This is a genomic window from Agromyces aerolatus (genome assembly GCF_031432255.1).
In the GTDB taxonomy this organism is placed as follows: Bacteria; Actinomycetota; Actinomycetes; order Actinomycetales; family Microbacteriaceae; genus Agromyces.
In genome coordinates this window covers 63,902-83,127 of sequence record NZ_JAVKGQ010000006.1, presented here as the reverse complement: position 1 = coordinate 83,127, position 19,226 = coordinate 63,902, and the positions used below count along the sequence as shown (strand labels likewise).

The 19,226-nt window shown below is 69.6% G+C and carries 19 protein-coding genes; 11 read left to right on the top strand and 8 right to left on the bottom strand.

The genetic code is table 11. The features are described 5' to 3' along the window. Window positions 1-86 precede the first annotated feature (86 nt). Window positions 87-428, top strand: a complete 342-nt coding sequence (locus RH864_RS09720; RefSeq protein ID WP_310517346.1) for a hypothetical protein — start codon at window positions 87-89, stop codon at window positions 426-428. 69 nt (window positions 429-497) lie between these two features. Here the strand turns inward: RH864_RS09720 and RH864_RS09715 are convergent, their stop codons facing one another. Further along, window positions 498-914: an META domain-containing protein gene (locus RH864_RS09715; protein ID WP_310517345.1), complete on the bottom strand. Its 417-nt coding sequence runs from the start codon at window positions 912-914 to the stop codon at window positions 498-500. A gap of 206 nt (window positions 915-1,120) precedes the next feature. Between RH864_RS09715 and RH864_RS09710 the strand changes: the two genes are divergently transcribed. Both RH864_RS09710 and RH864_RS09705 read left to right on the top strand, forming a co-directional pair. After that, the gene (locus RH864_RS09710) at window positions 1,121-3,112 is read left to right on the top strand and encodes a S1 family peptidase (protein ID WP_310517344.1); all 1,992 of its coding nucleotides are present in this window, start codon (window positions 1,121-1,123) and stop codon (window positions 3,110-3,112) included. A 138-nt stretch (window positions 3,113-3,250) separates the two neighbouring features. Next, a complete protein-coding gene (locus RH864_RS09705) occupies window positions 3,251-3,979 on the top strand; it encodes a formylglycine-generating enzyme family protein (RefSeq protein WP_396129961.1) in 729 nt (242 codons plus the stop codon). 45 nt (window positions 3,980-4,024) lie between these two features. On the opposite strand, the gene RH864_RS09700 is transcribed toward RH864_RS09705, so the two are convergent. After that, on the bottom strand, window positions 4,025-4,348 hold the full coding sequence (locus tag RH864_RS09700) for a helix-turn-helix domain-containing protein (protein ID WP_310517342.1): 324 nt from the start codon (window positions 4,346-4,348) through the stop codon (window positions 4,025-4,027). Between the two features lie 234 nt (window positions 4,349-4,582). Further along, window positions 4,583-5,974: an MFS transporter gene (locus RH864_RS09695; RefSeq protein WP_310517341.1), complete on the bottom strand. Its 1,392-nt coding sequence runs from the start codon at window positions 5,972-5,974 to the stop codon at window positions 4,583-4,585. 248 nt (window positions 5,975-6,222) lie between these two features. On the opposite strand from RH864_RS09695, the gene RH864_RS09690 reads away from it, so the two are divergent. Next, a complete protein-coding gene (locus tag RH864_RS09690; RefSeq protein ID WP_310517340.1) occupies window positions 6,223-7,176 on the top strand; it encodes a hypothetical protein in 954 nt (317 codons plus the stop codon). A gap of 84 nt (window positions 7,177-7,260) precedes the next feature. Beyond that, on the top strand, window positions 7,261-7,935 hold the full coding sequence (locus RH864_RS09685) for a GntR family transcriptional regulator (RefSeq protein ID WP_310517339.1): 675 nt from the start codon (window positions 7,261-7,263) through the stop codon (window positions 7,933-7,935). Here the strand turns inward: RH864_RS09685 and RH864_RS09680 are convergent. Next, entirely contained in the window at window positions 7,932-8,471 is a 540-nt protein-coding gene (locus RH864_RS09680) for a hypothetical protein (RefSeq protein WP_310517338.1), read from the bottom strand. The genes RH864_RS09685 and RH864_RS09680 overlap by 4 nt on opposite strands. Window positions 8,472-8,669: 198 nt before the next feature. Here RH864_RS09680 and RH864_RS09675 point away from each other — a divergent pair, with 198 nt between their 5' ends. Next, window positions 8,670-9,326, top strand: a complete 657-nt coding sequence (locus tag RH864_RS09675) for a GntR family transcriptional regulator (protein WP_310517337.1) — start codon at window positions 8,670-8,672, stop codon at window positions 9,324-9,326. Between the two features lie 812 nt (window positions 9,327-10,138). Here the strand turns inward: RH864_RS09675 and RH864_RS09670 are convergent. Beyond that, complete coding sequence (locus RH864_RS09670) at window positions 10,139-10,678, bottom strand: hypothetical protein (protein WP_310517336.1); 540 nt, start codon at window positions 10,676-10,678, stop codon at window positions 10,139-10,141. A 174-nt stretch (window positions 10,679-10,852) separates the two neighbouring features. Between RH864_RS09670 and RH864_RS09665 the strand changes: the two genes are divergently transcribed. Further along, a complete protein-coding gene (locus RH864_RS09665; protein ID WP_310517335.1) occupies window positions 10,853-11,458 on the top strand; it encodes an HdeD family acid-resistance protein in 606 nt (201 codons plus the stop codon). A 75-nt stretch (window positions 11,459-11,533) separates the two neighbouring features. On the opposite strand, the gene RH864_RS09660 is transcribed toward RH864_RS09665, so the two are convergent. Continuing rightward, window positions 11,534-12,307, bottom strand: a complete 774-nt coding sequence (locus RH864_RS09660) for an SDR family oxidoreductase (RefSeq protein WP_310517334.1) — start codon at window positions 12,305-12,307, stop codon at window positions 11,534-11,536. A gap of 134 nt (window positions 12,308-12,441) precedes the next feature. Here RH864_RS09660 and RH864_RS09655 point away from each other — a divergent pair, with 134 nt between their 5' ends. The 4 genes from RH864_RS09655 (at window position 12,442) to RH864_RS09640 (ending at window position 15,086) form a co-directional block, all read left to right on the top strand. Beyond that, on the top strand, window positions 12,442-12,915 hold the full coding sequence (locus RH864_RS09655) for an NfeD family protein (RefSeq protein ID WP_310517333.1): 474 nt from the start codon (window positions 12,442-12,444) through the stop codon (window positions 12,913-12,915). Further along, window positions 12,912-13,877, top strand: coding sequence for an SPFH domain-containing protein (locus RH864_RS09650; protein WP_310517332.1), 966 nt, complete (start codon window positions 12,912-12,914; stop codon window positions 13,875-13,877). Before RH864_RS09655 ends, RH864_RS09650 begins: the two co-directional genes overlap by 4 nt. A gap of 7 nt (window positions 13,878-13,884) precedes the next feature. Further along, window positions 13,885-14,640, top strand: coding sequence for a glycerophosphodiester phosphodiesterase family protein (locus tag RH864_RS09645; protein ID WP_310517331.1), 756 nt, complete (start codon window positions 13,885-13,887; stop codon window positions 14,638-14,640). 83 nt (window positions 14,641-14,723) lie between these two features. After that, the gene (locus RH864_RS09640) at window positions 14,724-15,086 is read left to right on the top strand and encodes an RNA polymerase-binding protein RbpA (RefSeq protein ID WP_310517330.1); all 363 of its coding nucleotides are present in this window, start codon (window positions 14,724-14,726) and stop codon (window positions 15,084-15,086) included. Window positions 15,087-15,136: 50 nt separating this feature from the next. Here the strand turns inward: RH864_RS09640 and lnt are convergent, their stop codons facing one another. Both lnt and RH864_RS09630 read right to left on the bottom strand, forming a co-directional pair. Next, window positions 15,137-16,726 carry an apolipoprotein N-acyltransferase gene (lnt, locus tag RH864_RS09635; protein ID WP_310517329.1) on the bottom strand — a complete coding sequence of 530 codons (1,590 nt, stop codon included), beginning with the start codon at window positions 16,724-16,726 and terminating at the stop codon, window positions 15,137-15,139. Between the two features lie 58 nt (window positions 16,727-16,784). Continuing rightward, entirely contained in the window at window positions 16,785-19,211 is a 2,427-nt protein-coding gene (locus tag RH864_RS09630) for a DEAD/DEAH box helicase (protein ID WP_310517328.1), read from the bottom strand. Window positions 19,212-19,226: the final 15 nt, after the last annotated feature.

Below are 19,226 nucleotides of genomic sequence, written 5' to 3'. Positions count from 1 at the left end.
CGGCTGCCAATGATCGAGCCGACCGTGCCAGCCCGGCCGGGTCCGGATGGTGGCGGGGCGGCCGTCTCGGGCGTAGCATCCGGCCCATGGCACGCGACGAAGCGAGCCGCCGAAACGACGGCAACGCGTTCACCCACTTCTTCGACCGGGTCGACCGGGCGCTGACGCCGGTCTTCGAGTCGGCACCTGGGCCGTCGGGCGAGGGCCCGCCGCAGCCGCCCGCCGACGATGCGCCGTGCCCCGTGTGCGGCCATCCGATGTTCGAGCACGGGTTCGCCCAGCACTCGGGCAATGTGATCCTCATCTGCCCGACGAGCGAGCGGCTGCCCGAGCGCGACGTCGAGGGGCCGTACAACGAGCTCGGCATGCCCGCGGAGGGGCGACGGCTCGAGCGTTACCGCGACCGGCAGCAGCGCGAGGAGGCGTAGGCCGGGCATGCCCGGGGCGGGCGTCCGTGGTTCGCCCGAGGCGCCCGCGCCCTGGTGCTCGACCGCGATTCAGCTGCGGGTCAGGACGACGAGCTCGGTGCCCTCGGCGTCGTAGACGGTCATCCGGTCGTCGTCGATGACCGCGCTCGTGAGCGTGCGGAACGAGAGGGTCACACCGGGACACGCCATCCTCGTCATGAGTCCGGGCGTGAACACGATGGCGTCACCGTCGAGCAGGTAGGTGCCCTTCACGGCGTTGCATCCCTCGTCGCCGGTGAACTCCGCGGCCTCGAAGGTGAGCCAGGCGTTGCCGTCGTCGCTGGTCCAGGTGCCGATGGGGTCGGCTGGCTGCGCGTTCGGCGGGGGCGACGAGTGCGGCTCGGCCGGCGAGGCGTCGCCCGAGCCGACGCTCGCACAGCCGGCGAGCAGAGTGGTCGCCACCGCGGCGGCGAGTGTGCCGAGGGCCAGGAGTCGGGACGTACGCATTCCACCATCCGATCAGGAGCGGGCGATCGCTGCAAGCCGCGGCGGGGCGAGCCGCGGGCTCGCGACGTGAACATCTCGCGATTTTGTGACATGAACTTTCAGATCATTCACAAAGTGGATAGGCTCGTCCCGGTTTGGGGGGACCGGTTCCAGTCATGGAACGCGCAACGGGATTCCTCAGCCTTCGGACAAGGAACCCGGAGTACATGACGAAACGAATGAGAAAGCCGCTCGCCTACCTCACGGTCGGCGCCATGGTCGCGGTGGGAATGACGAGTGTGTTCGCGACCTCGGCGGTCGCGGAAGACGGAACGAGCGCACCGCTCGACGGAGTCGCGTTCGAGGCGTTCGCGAAGGACGCGCTCGGCGCTGACGAGGTGCAGGTCGTCGGAGAAGACGCCGACGGCAACGTGGTGATCTACACCACCGCGCCCATCGAGGAGATCGAGGACGAGCAGATCCGCGCGCGCGTGCAGTCGCTCGACAACGTCGTGGTCAAGTACCTCGACGCACCGCTCACCGCGTACGCCGAGAACGAGGTCGTCGGCGGCGCCGGGTACCTCGCGGTCGCTGACCCCGAGGCGACGAGCGGCGGGCTGTGCTCGGTCGGCTTCACCGGCTGGAGCCCCGAAGGCGACCCCGCGATCATCTCCGCTGGCCACTGCACCGCCGACGGCGAGAATTCGCTCAGCGGACGGACGCTCCCGACCGGCGACCCCGCCGGCGGCGGCGCGGTCGACAACGAGGACGTCGAGGTCATCGGCCTGCTCGCCGACCTCGCCTTCTCCCAGTACGGCGGGCCCGGCAACAGTGCCGGCGCCGAGGACGACTACAGCAGCATCGACATCTCGGTGTGGGACGTCGCGAACCCCGGCCTCGACCTCCTGCCCGAGGTCACCGACTGGACGACCGCGGAGAGCGAGGACCTCGCGGCCTCGACCATCCCCGTGCGCTCGGTGGGTCAGGCCGCCGTCGGCGCTGAGGTCTCCAAGAGCGGTCGCACCACCGGGTTCACCTCCGGCACGGTCGAGGTCGTGAACGCGTGGGCCGAGGTCAGCAACCGCTACGTCTACGGCTTCATGAACGTGCTCACCTCGGACCACGGTGACTCGGGCGGCGCCATCATCCAGGGCGACCGCGCGGTCGGCATCCTCTCGGGTGGCGGCACGAGCCAGACCGGTGTCGAGTACACCTTCGCCGCGGACCTGCAGAACAGTCTGTCGTACACCGACGGCTACACGGTCGCGCTCTACCTCGACGCTCCGATCCTGACCGGTCCCGCCGACGGCGGCGAGGTCTACACGGGCGGAACCATCACCGGCACCGGCCCCGCGGACACGGTGCTCGAGGTGACACCCGACTCGGGTGAGCCGTTCGAGGTTGCGATCGACGCGGCCGGGAACTGGGCGTTCGCCGCACCCGGCGAGGTCGGCCCGGTCTCGTATGACGTGGTCGCCACGCGCGGCTTCGACAGCTCCGCCGTCACGTCGTTCGCCTTCGACGTGCAGCTCGCGCCGCTCGCGGCGCCGGTCTTCACCTCGCCCGCGAACGGCACGAGCGTCGAGACCGAGCTCACCGAGATCACCGGCACGGGTGAGCCCGGCGCCACCGTCGAGCTCTCGGGCGCGGTCGAGGGCACGGCCGACGTGTCCGCCTCGGGCACCTGGAGCGTCGACGCCGAGCTCGGCTACGGCGTGTACTCGGTCACCGCGGTGCAGTTCCGGGCCGGCGACGAGGAGCCCTCGCCCGTCGCGCAGTCGGACTTCGCCGTCGCGCCGGTCGCTCCGGTCATCACCGCACCCGAGAACGGCGGAAGCTGGGCTCAGGACGCCGCCCCCAAGACCGTGACGGGCACCGGCATCGACGGTGCGACGCTCGAGGTCTTCGTCGGCGGCACGTCCGCCGGCTGGGTCGTCGTCGAGAACGGCGCCTGGTCCTTCGAGCTCACGTCGCCGCTCGCGGTCGGCGAGACCGCGATCACCGCGACGCAGACGATCAACGGCGCGACCGGTGCGGCCGCCTCCACGACCGTGACCATCACGGCCGCGGCGGCCCCTGCCGGCACGCCTGGTTCGTCGCTCGCCTCGACGGGTGTGTCGCCGGTCCTGCCGGTGGCGGCCGCGCTCCTCGTGCTGCTTCTGGGCGCGGGTGCGCTCATCGTGGCACGTCGTCGCGGGGCGCTCGGCCAGCGCGGCTGAGTCACGTCAGCATTGACGGGGGTGCGTCGGCCGATGAGGCCGGCGCACCCCCGTTCTGTTGCGGTCGCTTCGCGAGCGCGGCTGCGCGCGCGCGAGTGCACCCGGCTCTGGAAGACTGCTCGGGTGACGGACATCGAGATGACGACGATCGCGGCCGGATCCGTCACGCTGCACGACGCCCGCCGCAAGGAACGACGCGTCGTCGAGCTCGCGCCGTTCGAGATCGGCGTGTTCGCGGTGACACAGGAACAACTGGCCGAGTTGCTGGGGGAGGGCGCGGGCCATTCACGTCGGCCCGCGACCGCGGTCAGCTGGCTGCGAGCGGTCAGGTTCTGCAACGCGGCTTCGGAGTGGGAAGGTCTCGAGCCCGCATACGCCTATGACGGTGAGGAGGTCAGCTGGCACCTCGATGCCGACGGCTATCGGCTGCCGACCGAGGCGGAATGGGAGTTCGCGTGCCGCGCGGGCTCGACGGGCCCGCACTACGGACCACTCGCCGAGATCGCCTGGACCAGTGCTGACGGTGTGACGGGCCCCCAGGCGGTCGGCCTCAAGCTGCCGAACCTCAACGGCGTGTTCGACATGATCGGCAATGTCTGGGAGTGGTGCTGGGACTACCTCGACCCGGCACGATACGACTCGTACCGTGTCTTCCGGGGTGGTGGCTTCGCCGATGACGCCTGGAGTGCGCGGGCATCGACACGTCGGGGAGGTGCGCCGCGCATGCATCATGAGGACGTGGGATTCCGGGTGGCGCGGGGCGCATTCGACACGATCGGTCAGGCACAGGGATGGTCGGCCGAGGCGGACGCGGAGCGCGCCGCCTTCGCCGGGCCCCTCCAGTTCGGATGGACCCCGCGCCGGTAGTCGGGTCGGCACCGTCGGTCGCCGGCCGGCGGCGTCAGGGTCGGATCAGGAGGTCTCGCGCGGCCCGTTGCGCACCGCATCGAGCGCGACGCGGAGCTCATGGCGGTAGATGATCCACCGGCCATCGAGGAAGTAGCCCGGGATGGTGCCGGCCTGCAGCCACGCGTAGACGGTCGGCTTGCTCTTGCCGAGCAGGAGCATGAGATCTCGATAGCCGAGGACCTCATCGAAGTCCGCGAGCACGTCGGGCGTCGACGTGTCCCGCGGAACGCGGTTGCTCGACGCGTTGAGGTGTGCACGCAGTTCGTCTCGGAAGACCAGCCAGGACGAGATGGTGAGCCGGTACCCGGGGAGCCGCCCGTCGGCCAAGCGCCGGAGCGTCGTGTCCTCGTTGATTCGGAGGATCCGTGCGAGCGCGGACGTCGTGAGTGTCGCCGGAAGTCCCGCCCAGAACTCATCCGCGCCATTCCGTGTCGGGCCCGGCCCACTCGGGCCTGGAGGTCGTGGCACCGGCGCTGCGGTCAGGACATCACGGACCGGTGCGTGGACAGTAGTATTCATGCCGAGCATGCTAGCCGATTCATCCCCGTGGTCGGCGCGACGTCACTCGCATGTGGATGGCGTCCGTCTGGCGCGTGAACGCGTGCGCCCCACCCTGAGCATCAGCCCGAATCCGATGGCCACGACGAGCACGATCCCGATGATGCCGAAGTACGGCGCGCCGCCGATCGTCACCGCGATCGCGAAGGCCGCCGGCGCAAGGAAGCTGACGGCGCGTCCCGTCGTCGCATACAGGCCGAAGAGTTCGCCTTCATGCCCCTCGGGGATGAGCGGGGCGAAGAAGCTCCGGCTCGCCGACTGCGCCGGACCCACGAAGAGACTGATCGCGAGACCCGTGAGCCAGAAGGCCGGCTTCCCGCCCCCGTGAAACAGGAACATCGTGAGCCCGCTGACGATCAGGCCCGCGAGCGCGACGAGAATGACGAGTCTCGCGCCGAGACGATCGTCGAGGATGCCGACCGCGATCGTCGAGGCGCCCGCGACGATGTTCGAGACCACCGCGAACACGATGACCTCGCCGGGGGTGAAGCCGAAGACCGTCGATGCGAGGATTCCGCCGAACGTGAATGCGCTCGCGAGCCCGTCGCGGTACACGGCGCTGGCCACCAGGAACCGGACCGTGTCGGGCTGTGTGCGCCAGAGGCGCGCGATGTCGCGCCCGAGTTTGGCGTAGGAGGCGAGGATACCGGTGCGACGGCGATCGCGCCGCGGCGTGGCGGCCGCGTTCCCGGGCACGGCCACGAGGACCGGGATCGCGAAGATCCCGAACCAGACGCCGGCGATGAGCATGGCGACCCGGACATCGAGTCCGTGCTCGTCGGTGACGCCGAAGAGTCCGACCGCTGGCTGGATGAGTCCGAAGTAGAGCAGGACCAGCAACACGATCCCGCCCACGTAGCCCATGCCCCATCCGAGCCCGGACACCTTCCCGACCGTGGCGGGGGTCGAGACCTGGGTGAGCATGGCGTTGTAGTTGACGCTGGCGAACTCGAAACAGACGCTGCCGACGGCGACGAGCACGATGCCGAGGGGGAGGAAGGCGGGCTCGGGCTGCACGAGGAACATGGTCAGCATGAGCGTGACGACGAGCCCGGTGTTGACGGCCAGCCAGAGCTTGCGATGGCCGGTGACATCGGCGCGTTGACCGGAGATCGGCGCGAACAGGGCGATCGCGAGTCCCGCAAGGGCGAGCGCCCAACCGAGTTCGGGCTCGACTGTGCGTTCCGGGCCGAACGCGGGTCCGGTGAGGTAGATCGTGAACACGAATGTCGTGACCACCGCATTGAACGCGGCGGATCCCCAGTCCCACAGCCCCCACGCGATGATGTGACGGACCGGGACCGGCTCGACCGGGGGAGGGGATGCGGCAGCTCCCGTCGAGGCACGTGCTCCGTTCGGATCGGGGCTGCCGGTGAGGTCGTCGCGGTGACTCATGTGCGGAACAGTTCCTGAGGACATGTCAGGTTCGGAGTCATTGTGGCAGGAGGTCGCGGTCGCGTCGAGCGCTCGGCCGTCGCTTGGCCCTGGGGTGTATGCAGCGCGATAGATCGGGCGCGCATGCCCCGGACACGAAGTACGATTGCCGACGTATTAATATCTCGATGCCGATCCGGTCCGAGCTGCGCGCTCGCTCGCCGTCGGCCGCGGACGTGATGCACCGAGACCCGTTGGGAGCTGACGTGATGAAGCGGAGTTCGGACTGCGAGAAGTTCGAAGGCGACCTCCTCCTGGCCGATTGGGAGACGGTCGGCGCCGACGCGTTGCGCGCGGACGTGTGCGTGCCGGGAGCGCTCGGGCAGGTGCGTCCCGGCGGCATCGAGCTCTCCACGATGGTCGTGTTCGAGGTGTACCGGCTCGGCTCGGCTCTGGGGGCGCACGGCGCGGGCGGAACCGGGGTCGCGCGGTGCTTCGTGCTCGAATCGTTCGTGCTGGAGTGGCATGGACTCCCGCCGGCGATCCCAGCGCTCGGAGCGATGTGGTGCGAACTCCTCGTCGAGGCCGTCACGGACGCGCCGAGCGCGGAGCATCAGCGCGTGACCTGGCGGTGGAAGCTGATCGAGCGTGGGAGGCCCCTGGCGGACGGGCGACTGCGGGGCTGGCTCTCGACGCCGTCTCGGAAGACCTGGGCTGGTGGGGACGACAGCCGGGACGGCGCGTTCGCGCACGGCTCGATCGTCCCGTCGTCGCGCCCGCGGGTGACCGATGCCGGCGAGGGCTGGGCGATCCGGTGGGATGGGAGGAACGCCCGGTTCAATTCGCCGGATGCTCCGCATGTGCCCGCGCTCGCCCTCGCCGACGCGGTGCTCACGGTCACTCGGCTGCGATCGCCCGAGGGGCAGGTGCAGGTCATCGAGATGAGTTTCGAGGATGAGGCCGACGCCCGCACCGGAGTCGACCTGAACCTCGCCTGGGATCCTGAGCGGGAGGTGAACATGTTCTCGATCAATCAGCTCGGGCGATCGGTCGCGACCGCGAAGGTCGAGCTCTTCGGCAGGGAGTCGCTCGGGCCGCTGCACCTGCGCGATGCGGCCGGCCCGGCTGACCGGGCCGACCGTGAGTTCGAGGCGCCCTTCCACACGCACAAGATGCACACGGGGGAGTCGCCCGATGGGGCCGAACGACCAGAATATGAGTAACAATGTGAGGAAGATTGCCTCAATCGGGGCGAATGACGCGCCGAATCGGCATCCGACGTACTGACGACCGCTATATTTGTCCGTATGGATACTGCAGCAGCTGTCGCACGTGAGATCAGCATTTCGACCTCCCGCCAGACGGTGGGTGAGAATCTGTACAACGAACTCCTCGCCGCCATCCACGCGGGCAGGTTCGAGCCGGGGGAGCGGATCAACGACGTCGCCTTGGCTCGAGAGCTCGGCATCTCCCGAACGCCCGTGCGCGAAGCGCTCCAGAAGTTGCGAACCCTGGGCGTCGTCGAGGCGGAGCCGAATCGGTTCACGCGAGTCGCCGTGATCTCGCCCGAGACCGTCCGGGACTACACCATCGTGTGGGGCGGCCTGATGCGCGTGCTCATCGATGAGATCGACGCGAAGGTTCCGGCGAAGGTCCTGCGTCAGATGAAGCAGCACGCGACGGCCTTCCGCAATGCGGTGAAGTCCGCCGACGCGCGCAAGGTGGCACTCGAGAACTTCGAGTTCTTCACGTCGCTGACGAACCTCACGTCGAACCAGCCGCTGTACCGCACGATCGAGTCGGTCCAGCACGTCATCCGGCTCGGCAGCGTCACCCTGCCGGATTGGGTCGACATCGAGACGCTGGCCAAGGGACAGGAGCTGCTGCTCGACGCGCTCTCGAACGCCGATCTCAAGGCGGCGCACAAGGCGCTCGACCACCTCCGGACGATCTTGATTCCGGGCGCCAACGGCCGAAGCTAGCGCGGCACGCGGATATCCGCGAGCTCTTCAGAGTCCATCACGGACACCAGCGTGAAGGTCGCATCACCTTCGATGCCGAGGCGCGGCGCCGGCTCGGTACGGATGCTCAAGAGCTCTCCGTCTCGACGCCAGATCCCGCGTTCGGAGGCAGCGAAGCCGAGCGACTCGAGCTGGGCCGTGATGGACTCCGCGCGTTCGCCTTCGTACAGCGCGACGAACTCATCGGGCTCCGGGGCGCCGGACGGCAACGTCCGGTTGCCCGACAGCTTCGCGATGCACGCCCGCCCGTCGGCATCGAACTCGTCGAATGCGGCCGAAGTGTCGTCTTCGACGACCTCGACGCCGGCCCCGGCGGCAGTTCGCTGATTGGCCAGCGAGTGCAGGAACTCGCCGGGGCACTTCGTCGCTTCGCCGACGCTCGCGCGCCCAGGGGGCTCGATCGGCGGTTCGGACGTGCACCCGCTGAAGAGCATGAGCACGGCGCCGGCTGCGGCCAGCGGGACAAGGGCTGCAGGAACACTGGAAATCTTTCGCATCGCACCAGTATACTACGATTCGATGGCTCGCATGTGCATGGTGGGCGAGGCGGCACTCGGATTCGTCCGCGACGTCGTGAAGATCCGCGCCGCCGCGAAGTGTTCACGACACGCCTCGCCTCGCCGGGGGAGTTCGCGCAATATACTGCCATCCTTGACGGTGGGTTCGGATGCCCGCTGACAATCCAGGGAGCGTGCGTGAGTATCAACAACTTCAGGGGTCAGATCAGCCCCGGCCTGGTGCCGGCGAGCGTGGCCGACCAGGTCTATCACGCCATGCTCGACGCGATCGTGGCTGGGGCGCTCGCGGCCGGCGCGGCAGTCCATGATCGCGAGTGGGCGCTCGCGCTGGGCGTCTCTCGCACTCCGGTGCGGGAAGCTATTCAACGACTCGACGGACTCGGCCTGCTGGATGTCGCACCGGCGCGGTACACGCGTCTCCGCTCGTTCTCGCCCGAGGCCGCCGCGCGAGAGGCGCGCGATTGGGCTTCGCTGCATCATGCGCTCGTCTCGGCCTTGCATGCTGCCGTCCCGGAGGGGCTGCTCGAGGTGCTGCACGCGATCCGTGAGGCGTTCCTCCGACTCGTTCGGGCTGGGAAGGATGCCGTCGTCGAGCACTTCGCGTTCTTCAATGCGTTGCGCGAAGCGAGTCCGAGCTACAGCATGCGGCTCGGCGCGACGGCGGCCGCGTACCGACTTCGCCTGGCCGAACCGAGCCTCGCTCACACCCCGCAAGCTCACGGCGAGCTGCAATCGGGGATCGTGCACGCACTGGCCGGCGGGGGAGTGCACCACGCCCGGCATGCGCTCGCCAGCTGGATCAATCACCCACGGACGAGTCCCCTCGCGAGGTAAATCCGCCTTGAATCGGTCGCGACGCCCGAGTGTTCCTCCACGAAGTTGACGCCCTGCCAGAAAGAATGGTAATATATTCACGCGAGACATCCTTCAGGGTCTCGCGGGATCAAAATGAACACCTCGCCCCGCTCGCGGGGCGAAGCCGAGGTTCCTTCGCAGGGGGCAAGTGCGGAGGAACCTCGGCGCATTCTCGGTGTTCGTCGCCACTGGTGCAGAGCGCCCGATGCATCGCCGTCGTCGAGATGATGCTCAAGAAGAGCGTGCACTCGCGATCATCGAGAAGAAACGCATGGGAGCACAGGCGGCCTCGGTGTTCGAACACGGGGGATGTCCCTGCGCGAGCCGATTCTGCGACACGCATCCGAGCGATCCGACATAATGTGCATTATCGGTGATAGAGATACCGCCGCGACTTCCGAGGGTCCAGCAGCGCCCACGTCATGCAGCGCTGAGAAGGACGCGCGCATGACCGAACCGAAGCAGGTCAGTTCCCACACCGCCGACATCAACGCTTCCGCGGTCGGCCGCTACGCGATGGACGACCGCGACGACTTCACCGACGCCGGACCAGGGTTGCTCACTGAACTGCCCGAGAAGATGTACAGCGCGGACGGCCACCTGGTCCGTGACGGGTCGCTGACCGCGTACATCGCCGATGACGAGGCCGCCCCTGACACGGTGAACCCAGCGTTGTGGCGGGAGTCGCAGCTGCTTCGCCGGCAGGGCGTGTTCAAGGTCGTCGATGGCTTGTATCAGGTTCGGATCACGATGATCGTAACGATTGTCGATGCGCCCGACGGGCCGCGCGCTCACATCCCGGGATGCCCCGTGCAGTCCGTCCGAACCCCCGCCCCCGCACCCTCGGCTGCGACGCCCTCGGCCGAGGCGCTGTCGCTCGCGACAAGTCGGCCGCCGAAGAAGAGCGCGCACGCGAGTGCGCCCGTCTCGGCCTCGGCGACGAACCGCCACGGCCCGTCGACGACACCGTCGGTGCAGTCGGCCTGCAGCACCGTGATGACCGGGCCGGGCTGGGTCATCCGGCGCACCTGCTGCGTTCCGTCGGCACGGAACACCGGATACGTGACCTCGATCGGCGTCGCGTCGTCGTCCGACGTGACGACGAGCGTGACGAGCCCGGGCGCAGCCGGATCGACCGGGCAGTCCCCGCGCTGCGCGGGCGGGAAGCGCACCGCGCCGGACGGGTCGGGGACGTCGCCTGGGTGGAAGGACTCCGCAGCCGGTGTCGGGCCGGGCCTCGGCGCGGCGCTGGGGGCCGTGCACGCGGTCAGCGCGAGGAGCGTCGTGAGCGCCAGGGCACCGATCGCTCTCCTGAGCTCTGCGATCCGCATGGCGGTCATCGTAGGGGGCGCAGGCGGGGCGACGCCAGGCCGCTCCCCCGGTCGCGTTACCTCACGGCGGCGCGAACGGTCTCGCGACTCGCTGGTTCACATTCGACATCCAGGCTTCAGGCGGCCCTAGCCTGAGCGAGACGGACCTCGTCATTCCGAAGGGAACCCACGCTCATGTCCTCTCCGCAGTCCGGATCGGTCTTCGCCTCTTTCTCGCTCGACGCGTCGGGCCTGCCGAAGTCCGCGATCAACACCGTGCGGGCCACGCTCGGCATCTCAGGTGCGGTCTCGTTGATCGTCGGCGTGCTCATCACGTTCTGGCCGAAGGACTCGGCGGTCGCGCTGGCCTTCCTGCTCGGCATCTACTTCCTGATCGCCGGCATCGCGTACCTCGGGCTCGGCATCTTCTCGAAGGGCATCTCGGGCGGCACGCGCGCGCTCGACATCATCCTCGGCCTGCTGTTCATCGCGGGCGGGATCGTCACGCTCGCGAACCCGAGCGAGTCCGCCGTCATCCTCGGCATCTTCCTCGGCGTGTTCGTCGGGATCCTCTGGATCGTCGAGGGCGTGGTCGCGCTCGTGCAGTCGGGCGACGCGGGCTCGCGCGGCTGGGCGATCTTCTTCGGCGTGCTCAGCCTGATCGCCGGTGTCGTCCTGCTGTTCTCGCCGTTCTGGGGCGCGGTCGTGCTGTTCTGGGTCGCCGGCATCGCGTTGATCGTGCTCGGCGTCCTGCAGATCATCCGCGCGTTCACGTTCGGCCGACACGTGTCGCGCGCGTAGCCGCACACCGCTGACGACGAGGCCGGCCGGGCGACACGCCCGGCCGGCCTCGAGGTGTCGGCGCGGTCTCCCGGATCAGTCGAGCGAGACCGGACGGAACCCGGTGACGTCGCCGACGTAGCGCGTGTGGTCGGCCGGAACGGGCTCGACCGCGGCGGAGGCGACCTCGGCGGCGAACTCGGACACGTTGTAGAGGCGGCCCGCGTCTTCCTTCCTGGCCTGGATGGCGCCGGGGTTCGCACGTTCGAGGAGGGTCGCGGTGATCGTGCCCTCGATCATGTCGCCGGAGACCACCACGAACTCGATGCCCGCCTCGTTCAGCTGCGGGAGCCTCTCGCGAAGGGCGTCCTCGCCGGCGCGCTTCGAGAGCGCGACCGGCTCGTACTCGGGCATGGTCGGCGTCGTCCGGATGAAGTGCGCCTGATGGCTCGTGACGAACACGATGCGTGCGCCCTCGGCGAGGTGCGGGACCGCGCCCTCGACGACGTTGACCTGCGCGTCGCGGTTCAAGCGCATGGCGTAGTCCTCGCCGAGCCCCGTCTCCATGCCGCCTGAGGCATTCAGCACGAGCAGGTCGATTCGGCCGAGCTCGGCCGTCGTGCGTTCGAACATGGCTGCGACGGACGCCGGGTCGGTCAGGTCGGCGCCGACCGCGATGGCGCGCCCGCCGTTCGCCGCGATCTCGGCGACGATCTTCTCCGCGCGCGGCGCCTTGCTCCGGTAGTTGATGACGACCGCGGCGCCGGCCTCGGCGAGATAGCGCGCGGTGTCGGCGCCGATGCCACGGGACGAGCCGGTCACGAGGGCGACACGGCCCGCGAGCGAGCCAGGGGCGAGGGGGTTGGACACGTGGAGCTCCTCGTTCACGTCGGATGCGGCCGGCCGCTCGAGCGGCCAGACCCGACCCTATCAACCGCGCTGGCCTGCCCCGGCGCCGAGGCGCCCTGGTAGGTTCGAAGGGAGCGGTGCGAAGGAGACGGATTGTGGATGTACTCACCCAGTACGCCTGGATCGCCTGGTTGGTGCTGATCCTCGTCTTCGCGACGATCGAGGTCTTCACCCTCGAGATGACCTTCCTCATGCTCGCCCTCGGCAGCGTCGCGGGGCTCGCGTCCGGCCTGTTCGGCATCCCCTGGTACCTGCAGTTCGTCATCGCGGCGATCGTCGCGGTGGCCCTGATCCTCGTGCTGAGACCGCCGCTGCTGAAACGGTTGCGGCGCGGTGGCGACCCGGCACTGAGCAACATCGACGCCCTCATCGGCGCCGACGGTCTCGTGCTGCGCACGATCACGAGCGTGGGCGGGCAGGTCCGACTGCAGAACGGCGACGTCTGGACGGCACGGCTCTCCCCCATCACCGACCAGACGGATGTCTCGGTGGGCGAGAAGATCCTCGTCACGGGCATCGACGGTGCGACGGCGGTCGTCGTGCCGGTTGAGAGGAGCACTCCCCAGTGATCGACGTCCCTACCATCATCCTGGCGGTCGTGCTCCTTGCGCTCGTCATCTTCGTCATCGTCGTGCTGGCGAAGGCGATCCGGATCATCCCCCAGGCCTACTCCGGCGTCGTCGAGCGGCTCGGCCGGTACCACAAGACGCTCACGCCGGGCCTGAACATCCTGGTGCCGTTCATCGACCGGCTCAGGCCCCTCGTCGACATGCGCGAGCAGGTGGTCTCCTTCCCGCCGCAGCCCGTGATCACCGAGGACAACCTCGTGGTCTCGATCGACACCGTGGTCTACTTCCAGGTGACCGATGCGCGTGCCGCGACGTACGAGATCGCCAACTATCTCGGTGCGGTCGAGCAGCTGACGACCACGACCCTGCGAAACGTCGTCGGTGGCCTGAACCTCGAAGAGGCGCTCACGAGCCGGGACAACATCAACGGTCAGCTCCGCATCGTGCTCGACGAGGCGACGGGCAAGTGGGGCATCCGCGTCGGACGCGTGGAGCTCAAGGCGATCGACCCGCCCGTCTCCATCCAGGACTCGATGGAGAAGCAGATGCGCGCCGAGCGTGACCGTCGTGCGGCGATCCTCACCGCCGAGGGCACGAAGCAGTCCGCCATCCTCGAGGCGGAAGGCCTCCGGCAGGCCGAGATCCTGCGCGCCGAGGGTGATGCGAAGGCGCAGGTGCTGCGCGCGCAGGGTGAGGCCGAGGCGATCCAGACGGTGTTCAGCGCGATCCACCAGGGCGACGCCGACCCGAAGCTGCTGGCCTACCAGTACCTGCAGATGCTGCCTGAGCTCGCGCAGGGACAGGCGAACAAGCTCTGGATCGTCCCGAGCGAGCTGACCGAGGCGCTCAAGGGCATCGGCCGCGCCTTCACCCCCGGTGTGGCGGGTACGCCTGGGGCTCCGGGCACGCCCGGCGGAAGCGGTGGCTCGGCCGATCCCGGCCGCCCCGCGGGCACGGCCTGATCGGCCTGTGGCCTCGGGCTATTTCGAAGCGCCGACCCCGCGCGTCCTCGCACACCGCGGCCTGGCCCTGCACGCGCCGGAGAACACGCTGCCGGCGTTCGAGGCCGCGCACGCGGTCGGGGCCGACGTCCTCGAGACCGATGTCCGTCTGACGAAGGACGGCGCGGCCGTGCTCGCGCACGACGCCACCTTCCGCGACGATGACGGCCGGGTCCGGGCGATCGCCGACCTGGAGCTGACGACGCTCCGGCGGATCGAACTCGGCGGGGGTGCCGGCTTCGTCGCGCTCGACGAGGCGCTCGACGCATTTCGTGCGATGCCGTTCAACATCGACGTGAAAGTCGATGCGGCCGTGGGGGCGACGGCCGCGGCCGTCCGGCGCACGGGTGCCATCGACCGGGTGCTGCTCGCGAGCTTCTCGGACGCTCGAGGCCGCGAGCTGTCGCGGGCGTTGCCCGGGGTGGCGACCTCCCCCGGCCGCTCAGGGGTCACGCGTGCGCTGGTCGCCGCGGCCGTCGGCGGCGCGGGTGCGATGCGCTCCGCGCTGGCGGGCTCGCGCGCGCTGCAGGCCCCGCAGCGTGCTGGCCGCGTCGGCCTCATCACCAGGCGGCTCGTGCGCGCGGTGCACGCGGTCGGCGCGGAGATCCACGTGTGGACCGTGAACGACGCCGCGGAGATGCGACGCCTGTTCGAGCTCGGCGTCGACGGCGTCGTGACCGACCGCAGCGACCTCGCGGTGCCCGTCGCACGCGGGCGAATCTGAGAATCCCCCGGAAAAGTCCAGGGCCCGGAAAGGGAATGCCCAGCTTGGTCGTTTATACCTGTAGACGATCGAGAGGAGACGCCATGGCAGACCGGAGCCTTCGGGGCATGCGTATCGGTTCGCAGAGCCTTCAGAGCGAAGATGGGGTGGTGTTCGCCGACCGCGCGGAGTACACGTACCGCTGCGAGCACTGCAGCCGCGACACGGTGATGACGTTCTCGACCGAGGCCGAGCTCCCCGACAGCTGGGAGTGCCGGTTCTGCGGTCACACCGCAACGCTGCTCGTCGACTCCAAGCCGGTCGAGATCGACCGGTCGGGTGAGAAGGTCGCCCGCACCCACTGGGACATGCTGCTCGAGCGCCGTACTCGTGCCGAGCTGGAGGAGCTGCTCGAAGAGCGGCTCCAGTGGCTTCGCGCACGTCGCGGTCAGCAGAAGAGCGCCTGACCCCCGCACCCGTTCACCTGCGCCCCCTCAGGCAGACGCCGGCTCGTCCCTCACGGGCCGGCGTCCTGCATGTCCGGGGCGCTCGCGGGACCGGCTGAAGCTCGTCGCCGCCGTGCCATGAGTCCGGCGGCGACGAGCGCCGCAAGCGCGAGCGCGGTGATCGCGCCCGGCACCCATGGCCCGAGCACGACGGCCGGGGTGAGACCGGTGCGCAGCGGGACATCCGTCACCATCGCCCCCGGCTCGTCCGCGGGAAGCGAGTCGATGGTCCGGCCGTCCGCGGTCATCACCTGGCTCGTGCCGACCGTCGAGATGTTGACGACCGACCGGCCCGTCTCGATCGCGCGGAGGCGCGCGATCGCGAGCTGCTGCAGGTTCTCGTCGGTGCCGCGGAAGTCGGCGTTGTTCGTCTGCAGCACATAGAGCTCGGCGCCGTCGCGTGCGCCCTCCCAGATGACCTCGTCGTAGATCACGTCGAAGCAGATCGCGAGCCCGGCGAGCGTGCCGGCCACGTCGAACACGGGCGGCTGCGTGCCCGGCGAGTAGCCGCGCTGCACGAGCGAGATCAGGTCCGGCGCGAAGAACATGTAGAACTCGCGGTCGGGGATGTACTCGCCGAACGGCACCGGGTGCCGTTTGGAGTACTCCTGCACGGCGCCCTCGCCAGCGCGCCAGTTCAGCGAGGTGTTGTAGAAGCGCGGCTCCTCGTCCTCGGTGGCCCCGGCCTCGGTCGTCACGGTGTTGACGATCACGGGACCGTCGATGGCCTCGAAGAGCCGGTCGAGGACGCCTGCGGTCGCGCGGTCACGGGTCGGGTCGATGTCGACCGAGCCCTCGGGCCAGACCAGCACGTCGATGCCGGGCTCGTCGAGGATGGGCGTGGTGGCGTCGAGCTGGCTGGCGAGGATGTCACCGCGCTGACGCGCGTCGAAGTAGCCGGCCGGCCCGTTGCCCTGCACGCTCCCGACGCGCAACTCGCCGGATGCCGTGGTCGGCCAGGCGGGCAGTGCGATCGCGATCACGGTGACCAGCACCGCGGGGAGCAGGGTGCGCAGGTCGCGCCAGGCGGCGAGCCGGACCCATTCGATCGCCGCCGCGACGATGAAGACCATGACCGCGCTGAGTCCGAGCTGCCCCGCCCAGGACACGACCTCAGCGAACGGGCTGAGCGCCTGGCTGTGCGCGGCGCGGCCCCAGGGGAATCCGCCGTACGGCACGGTGCCGATCGACACCTCACGCGCGACCCAGAGCCCCGCGACGATGGCCGGGAGCGCGGCGAGCCGCACCCATCTCCCAAGCCAGGCGCGGGGCACCCAGCGATAGGCGAGCGTGATCGCCAGTGCCCCCAGCGCGACGAACGCGGCCTCGAGCAGTGCGAGCGCGAGCCACGGCACCGGGCCGAGGTAGCGGCTCGTCCAGTCGACGTGCAGCAGGTAGAACGTCGCGCCGAACACGTAGCCGACGAGCAGTGCGCCGCCCGTCGAGCGGCCGATGAGTGTCAGCAGCGTGAGCGCGATGCCCGCGAACGCCAACGGCCAGATGCCCGCCTCGGGGAAGCCGAGGTCGTAGACGAGGCCTGCGGCAGCAGCGACCGGGATCGCGGCCCACCACGGCAATAGCGGGCGCGGGCGATCGGGCATGGTGATCAGCCTAGGCGAGCGAGGTGAGACATCCGGCCGTGGGCGACCGCGTACCGGGTCAGGCCGGAGCGCCATCGGCGACGACGCCGCGGCGGACCGCGTCGATGGCGGCGCGTGCGGTCGCGCCGAGCTCGGCGTCGGCGACGATCGAGATCTGGTCGAGCAGGTCGATGACCTGTTTCGTGAGGCGCACGAAGTCGCCGGCGGCGAGCTCGATCGACTCGAGCACGGTGCCGAGGCTCGCGCCGCGCGCCCACATCCACATCGCCTGCGACAGCGCGGGCGAGGGCGGTTCGCTGCCCGCGAGCCGGTGGTCACGCTCGAGGTCGTCGAGCACGGCCCACACGTCGCCCGTGCGGTCGAGTGCGTTGCGGAACGCGCCCTTCGGGAGCTGGAACTCCACGCCGCGATCGTCGCGTCGCGGCTCGTACACGAGTGCGGCCGCCATGGCGGCGATGCCGGCGGTGTCGAGTCCGTCCCAGAGCCCGCGCCGCAGGCACTCGGCCACGAGCAGGTCACGTTCGCCGTAGATCCGCTTCAGGATGCGGCCGGCCGACGTGGAGACGAGCTCGCCGTTCTCGCCGCGCTGAAGGTAGCCGAGCTGCAGCAGCACGTCGCTCACCCGGTCGAAGCGCTTGGCGACCTGACCGGTCCGACTGCGGATCTGCGACTGCAGCTGGTCGTGCTCGCGCTTCAGCCGGCCCCATCGTTCGGCCCACCGGGCGTGCGCCTCGCGCTCGGCGCACCCGTGGCACGGGTGCGCCCGCATGGACTTGCGCACCGACGCGATCTCGCGCTGGATCTTCTCGCGGTGCGCGTGCGTCGGGTTGCCCTTCGCGGCCTGGCGCTCGAGCTCGGCGATGCGTCGACGGAACGCCGCGTACTCGCCGAAGTCCCCGAGGTGGCACTGCATGGCCTGCTCGTAGCCGCGCATCGACTCCTCCTGCTTGCGCAGGGTGCGCGCGAGGTCGACGACCGCACGGTCGGCTTGGAACTGCGCGAACGAGAGCTCTAGGATCTGCCGCGTCCGCTCGCGGCCGAACTGGTCGACGAGGTTCACGGCCATGTTGTACGTCGGCTTGAAGCTCGAGTTGAGGGGGTAGCTGCGCCGGGACGCGAGCGAGGCGACGGCCTCGGGGTCCAGACCGTCGACCCACTGGATGACCGAGTGCCCTTCGACGTCGATGCCGCGCCGGCCGGCGCGGCCGGTCAGTTGCGTGTACTCCCCCGGCGTGATCGGGACCCGTGCCTCGCCGTTGAACTTCTCGAGCTTCTCGAGCACGACCGAGCGTGCCGGCATGTTCACGCCGAGCGCGAGCGTCTCGGTCGCGAACACGACCTTGAGCAGCTTCTCCTGGAACAGCTCCTCGACGATCTCCTTGAACGCCGGGAGCATGCCCGCGTGGTGGGCGGCGACGCCGCGCTCGAGTCCCTCGAGCCACTCCCAGTACCCGAGCACGGCCAGGTCCTCGTCGCGGAGCAGCCGCGCGCGGGCCTCGACGATCTGGCGGATCTCCTCGCGCTCGGCCGCGTCGGTGAGGCGGATGCCACTGCGGAGGACCTGCCGGACCGCCTGGTCGCAGCCCGCCCTCGAGAAGATGAACACGATCGCGGGCAGCAGATGCTTGGACTGCAGCATCGCCACGACGTCCGGGCGGTCGAGCCGGCTCGCGTGCCCGGGCTGATGGAACCGGCCGCGATCGCTGCCGCGGCGGCCGCGCTGCGACCTCGCGCCGATCGAGCGGCCGCCGGCTCGGGCCAGCTGCTGCAGCTCGGGGTTCACCCGGTTGGTCGCCGCCTGGCCGCTCGAGTCGAACAGGTCGACGAGCTTCTGCCTGACGAGCACGTGCTGCTCGAGCGGAACCGGCCGCTCCTCGGAGACGATCACGTCGGTGTCACCGCGTACGGCCTGCAGCCAGTCTCCGAACTCCTCGGCGTTCGACACGGTCGCGCTCAGGGAGACCAGCCGCACGCGTTCGGGCAGATGGATGATGACCTCCTCCCAGACCGCGCCCCGGAACCGGTCGGCGAGATAGTGCACCTCGTCCATGACGACGTACGCCAGGCGGTCGAGGAGCGGCGAGTCGGCGTAGAGCATGTTGCGCAGCACCTCGGTGGTCATGACCACGATGCGCGCCGAGGAGTTCACGTTGGTGTCGCCCGTGAGCAGACCGACCTGGTCGGCGCCCCAGCGGTCGGAGAACTCCTGGTACTTCTGGTTCGAGAGGGCCTTGATCGGCGTCGTGTAGAACACCTTGTCGCGCTCGCCCTGCATCGCGAGGTACACCGCGAACTCGGCGACGACGGTCTTGCCTGCGCCCGTCGGCGCCGCGACGAGGACGCTGCGGTCGTCGTCGAGCGCGGCGCACGCGGCGAGCTGGAACGGGTCGAGGTCGAACCGCTGCTCCGCCGCGAACTCCCCCAGCCGGGGCTGTCGCCGCTGCTGCCTGGAACGCGCGTACCGTTCGGCCGGGGAAAGGCTCATGCCCCAAGCCTAGAC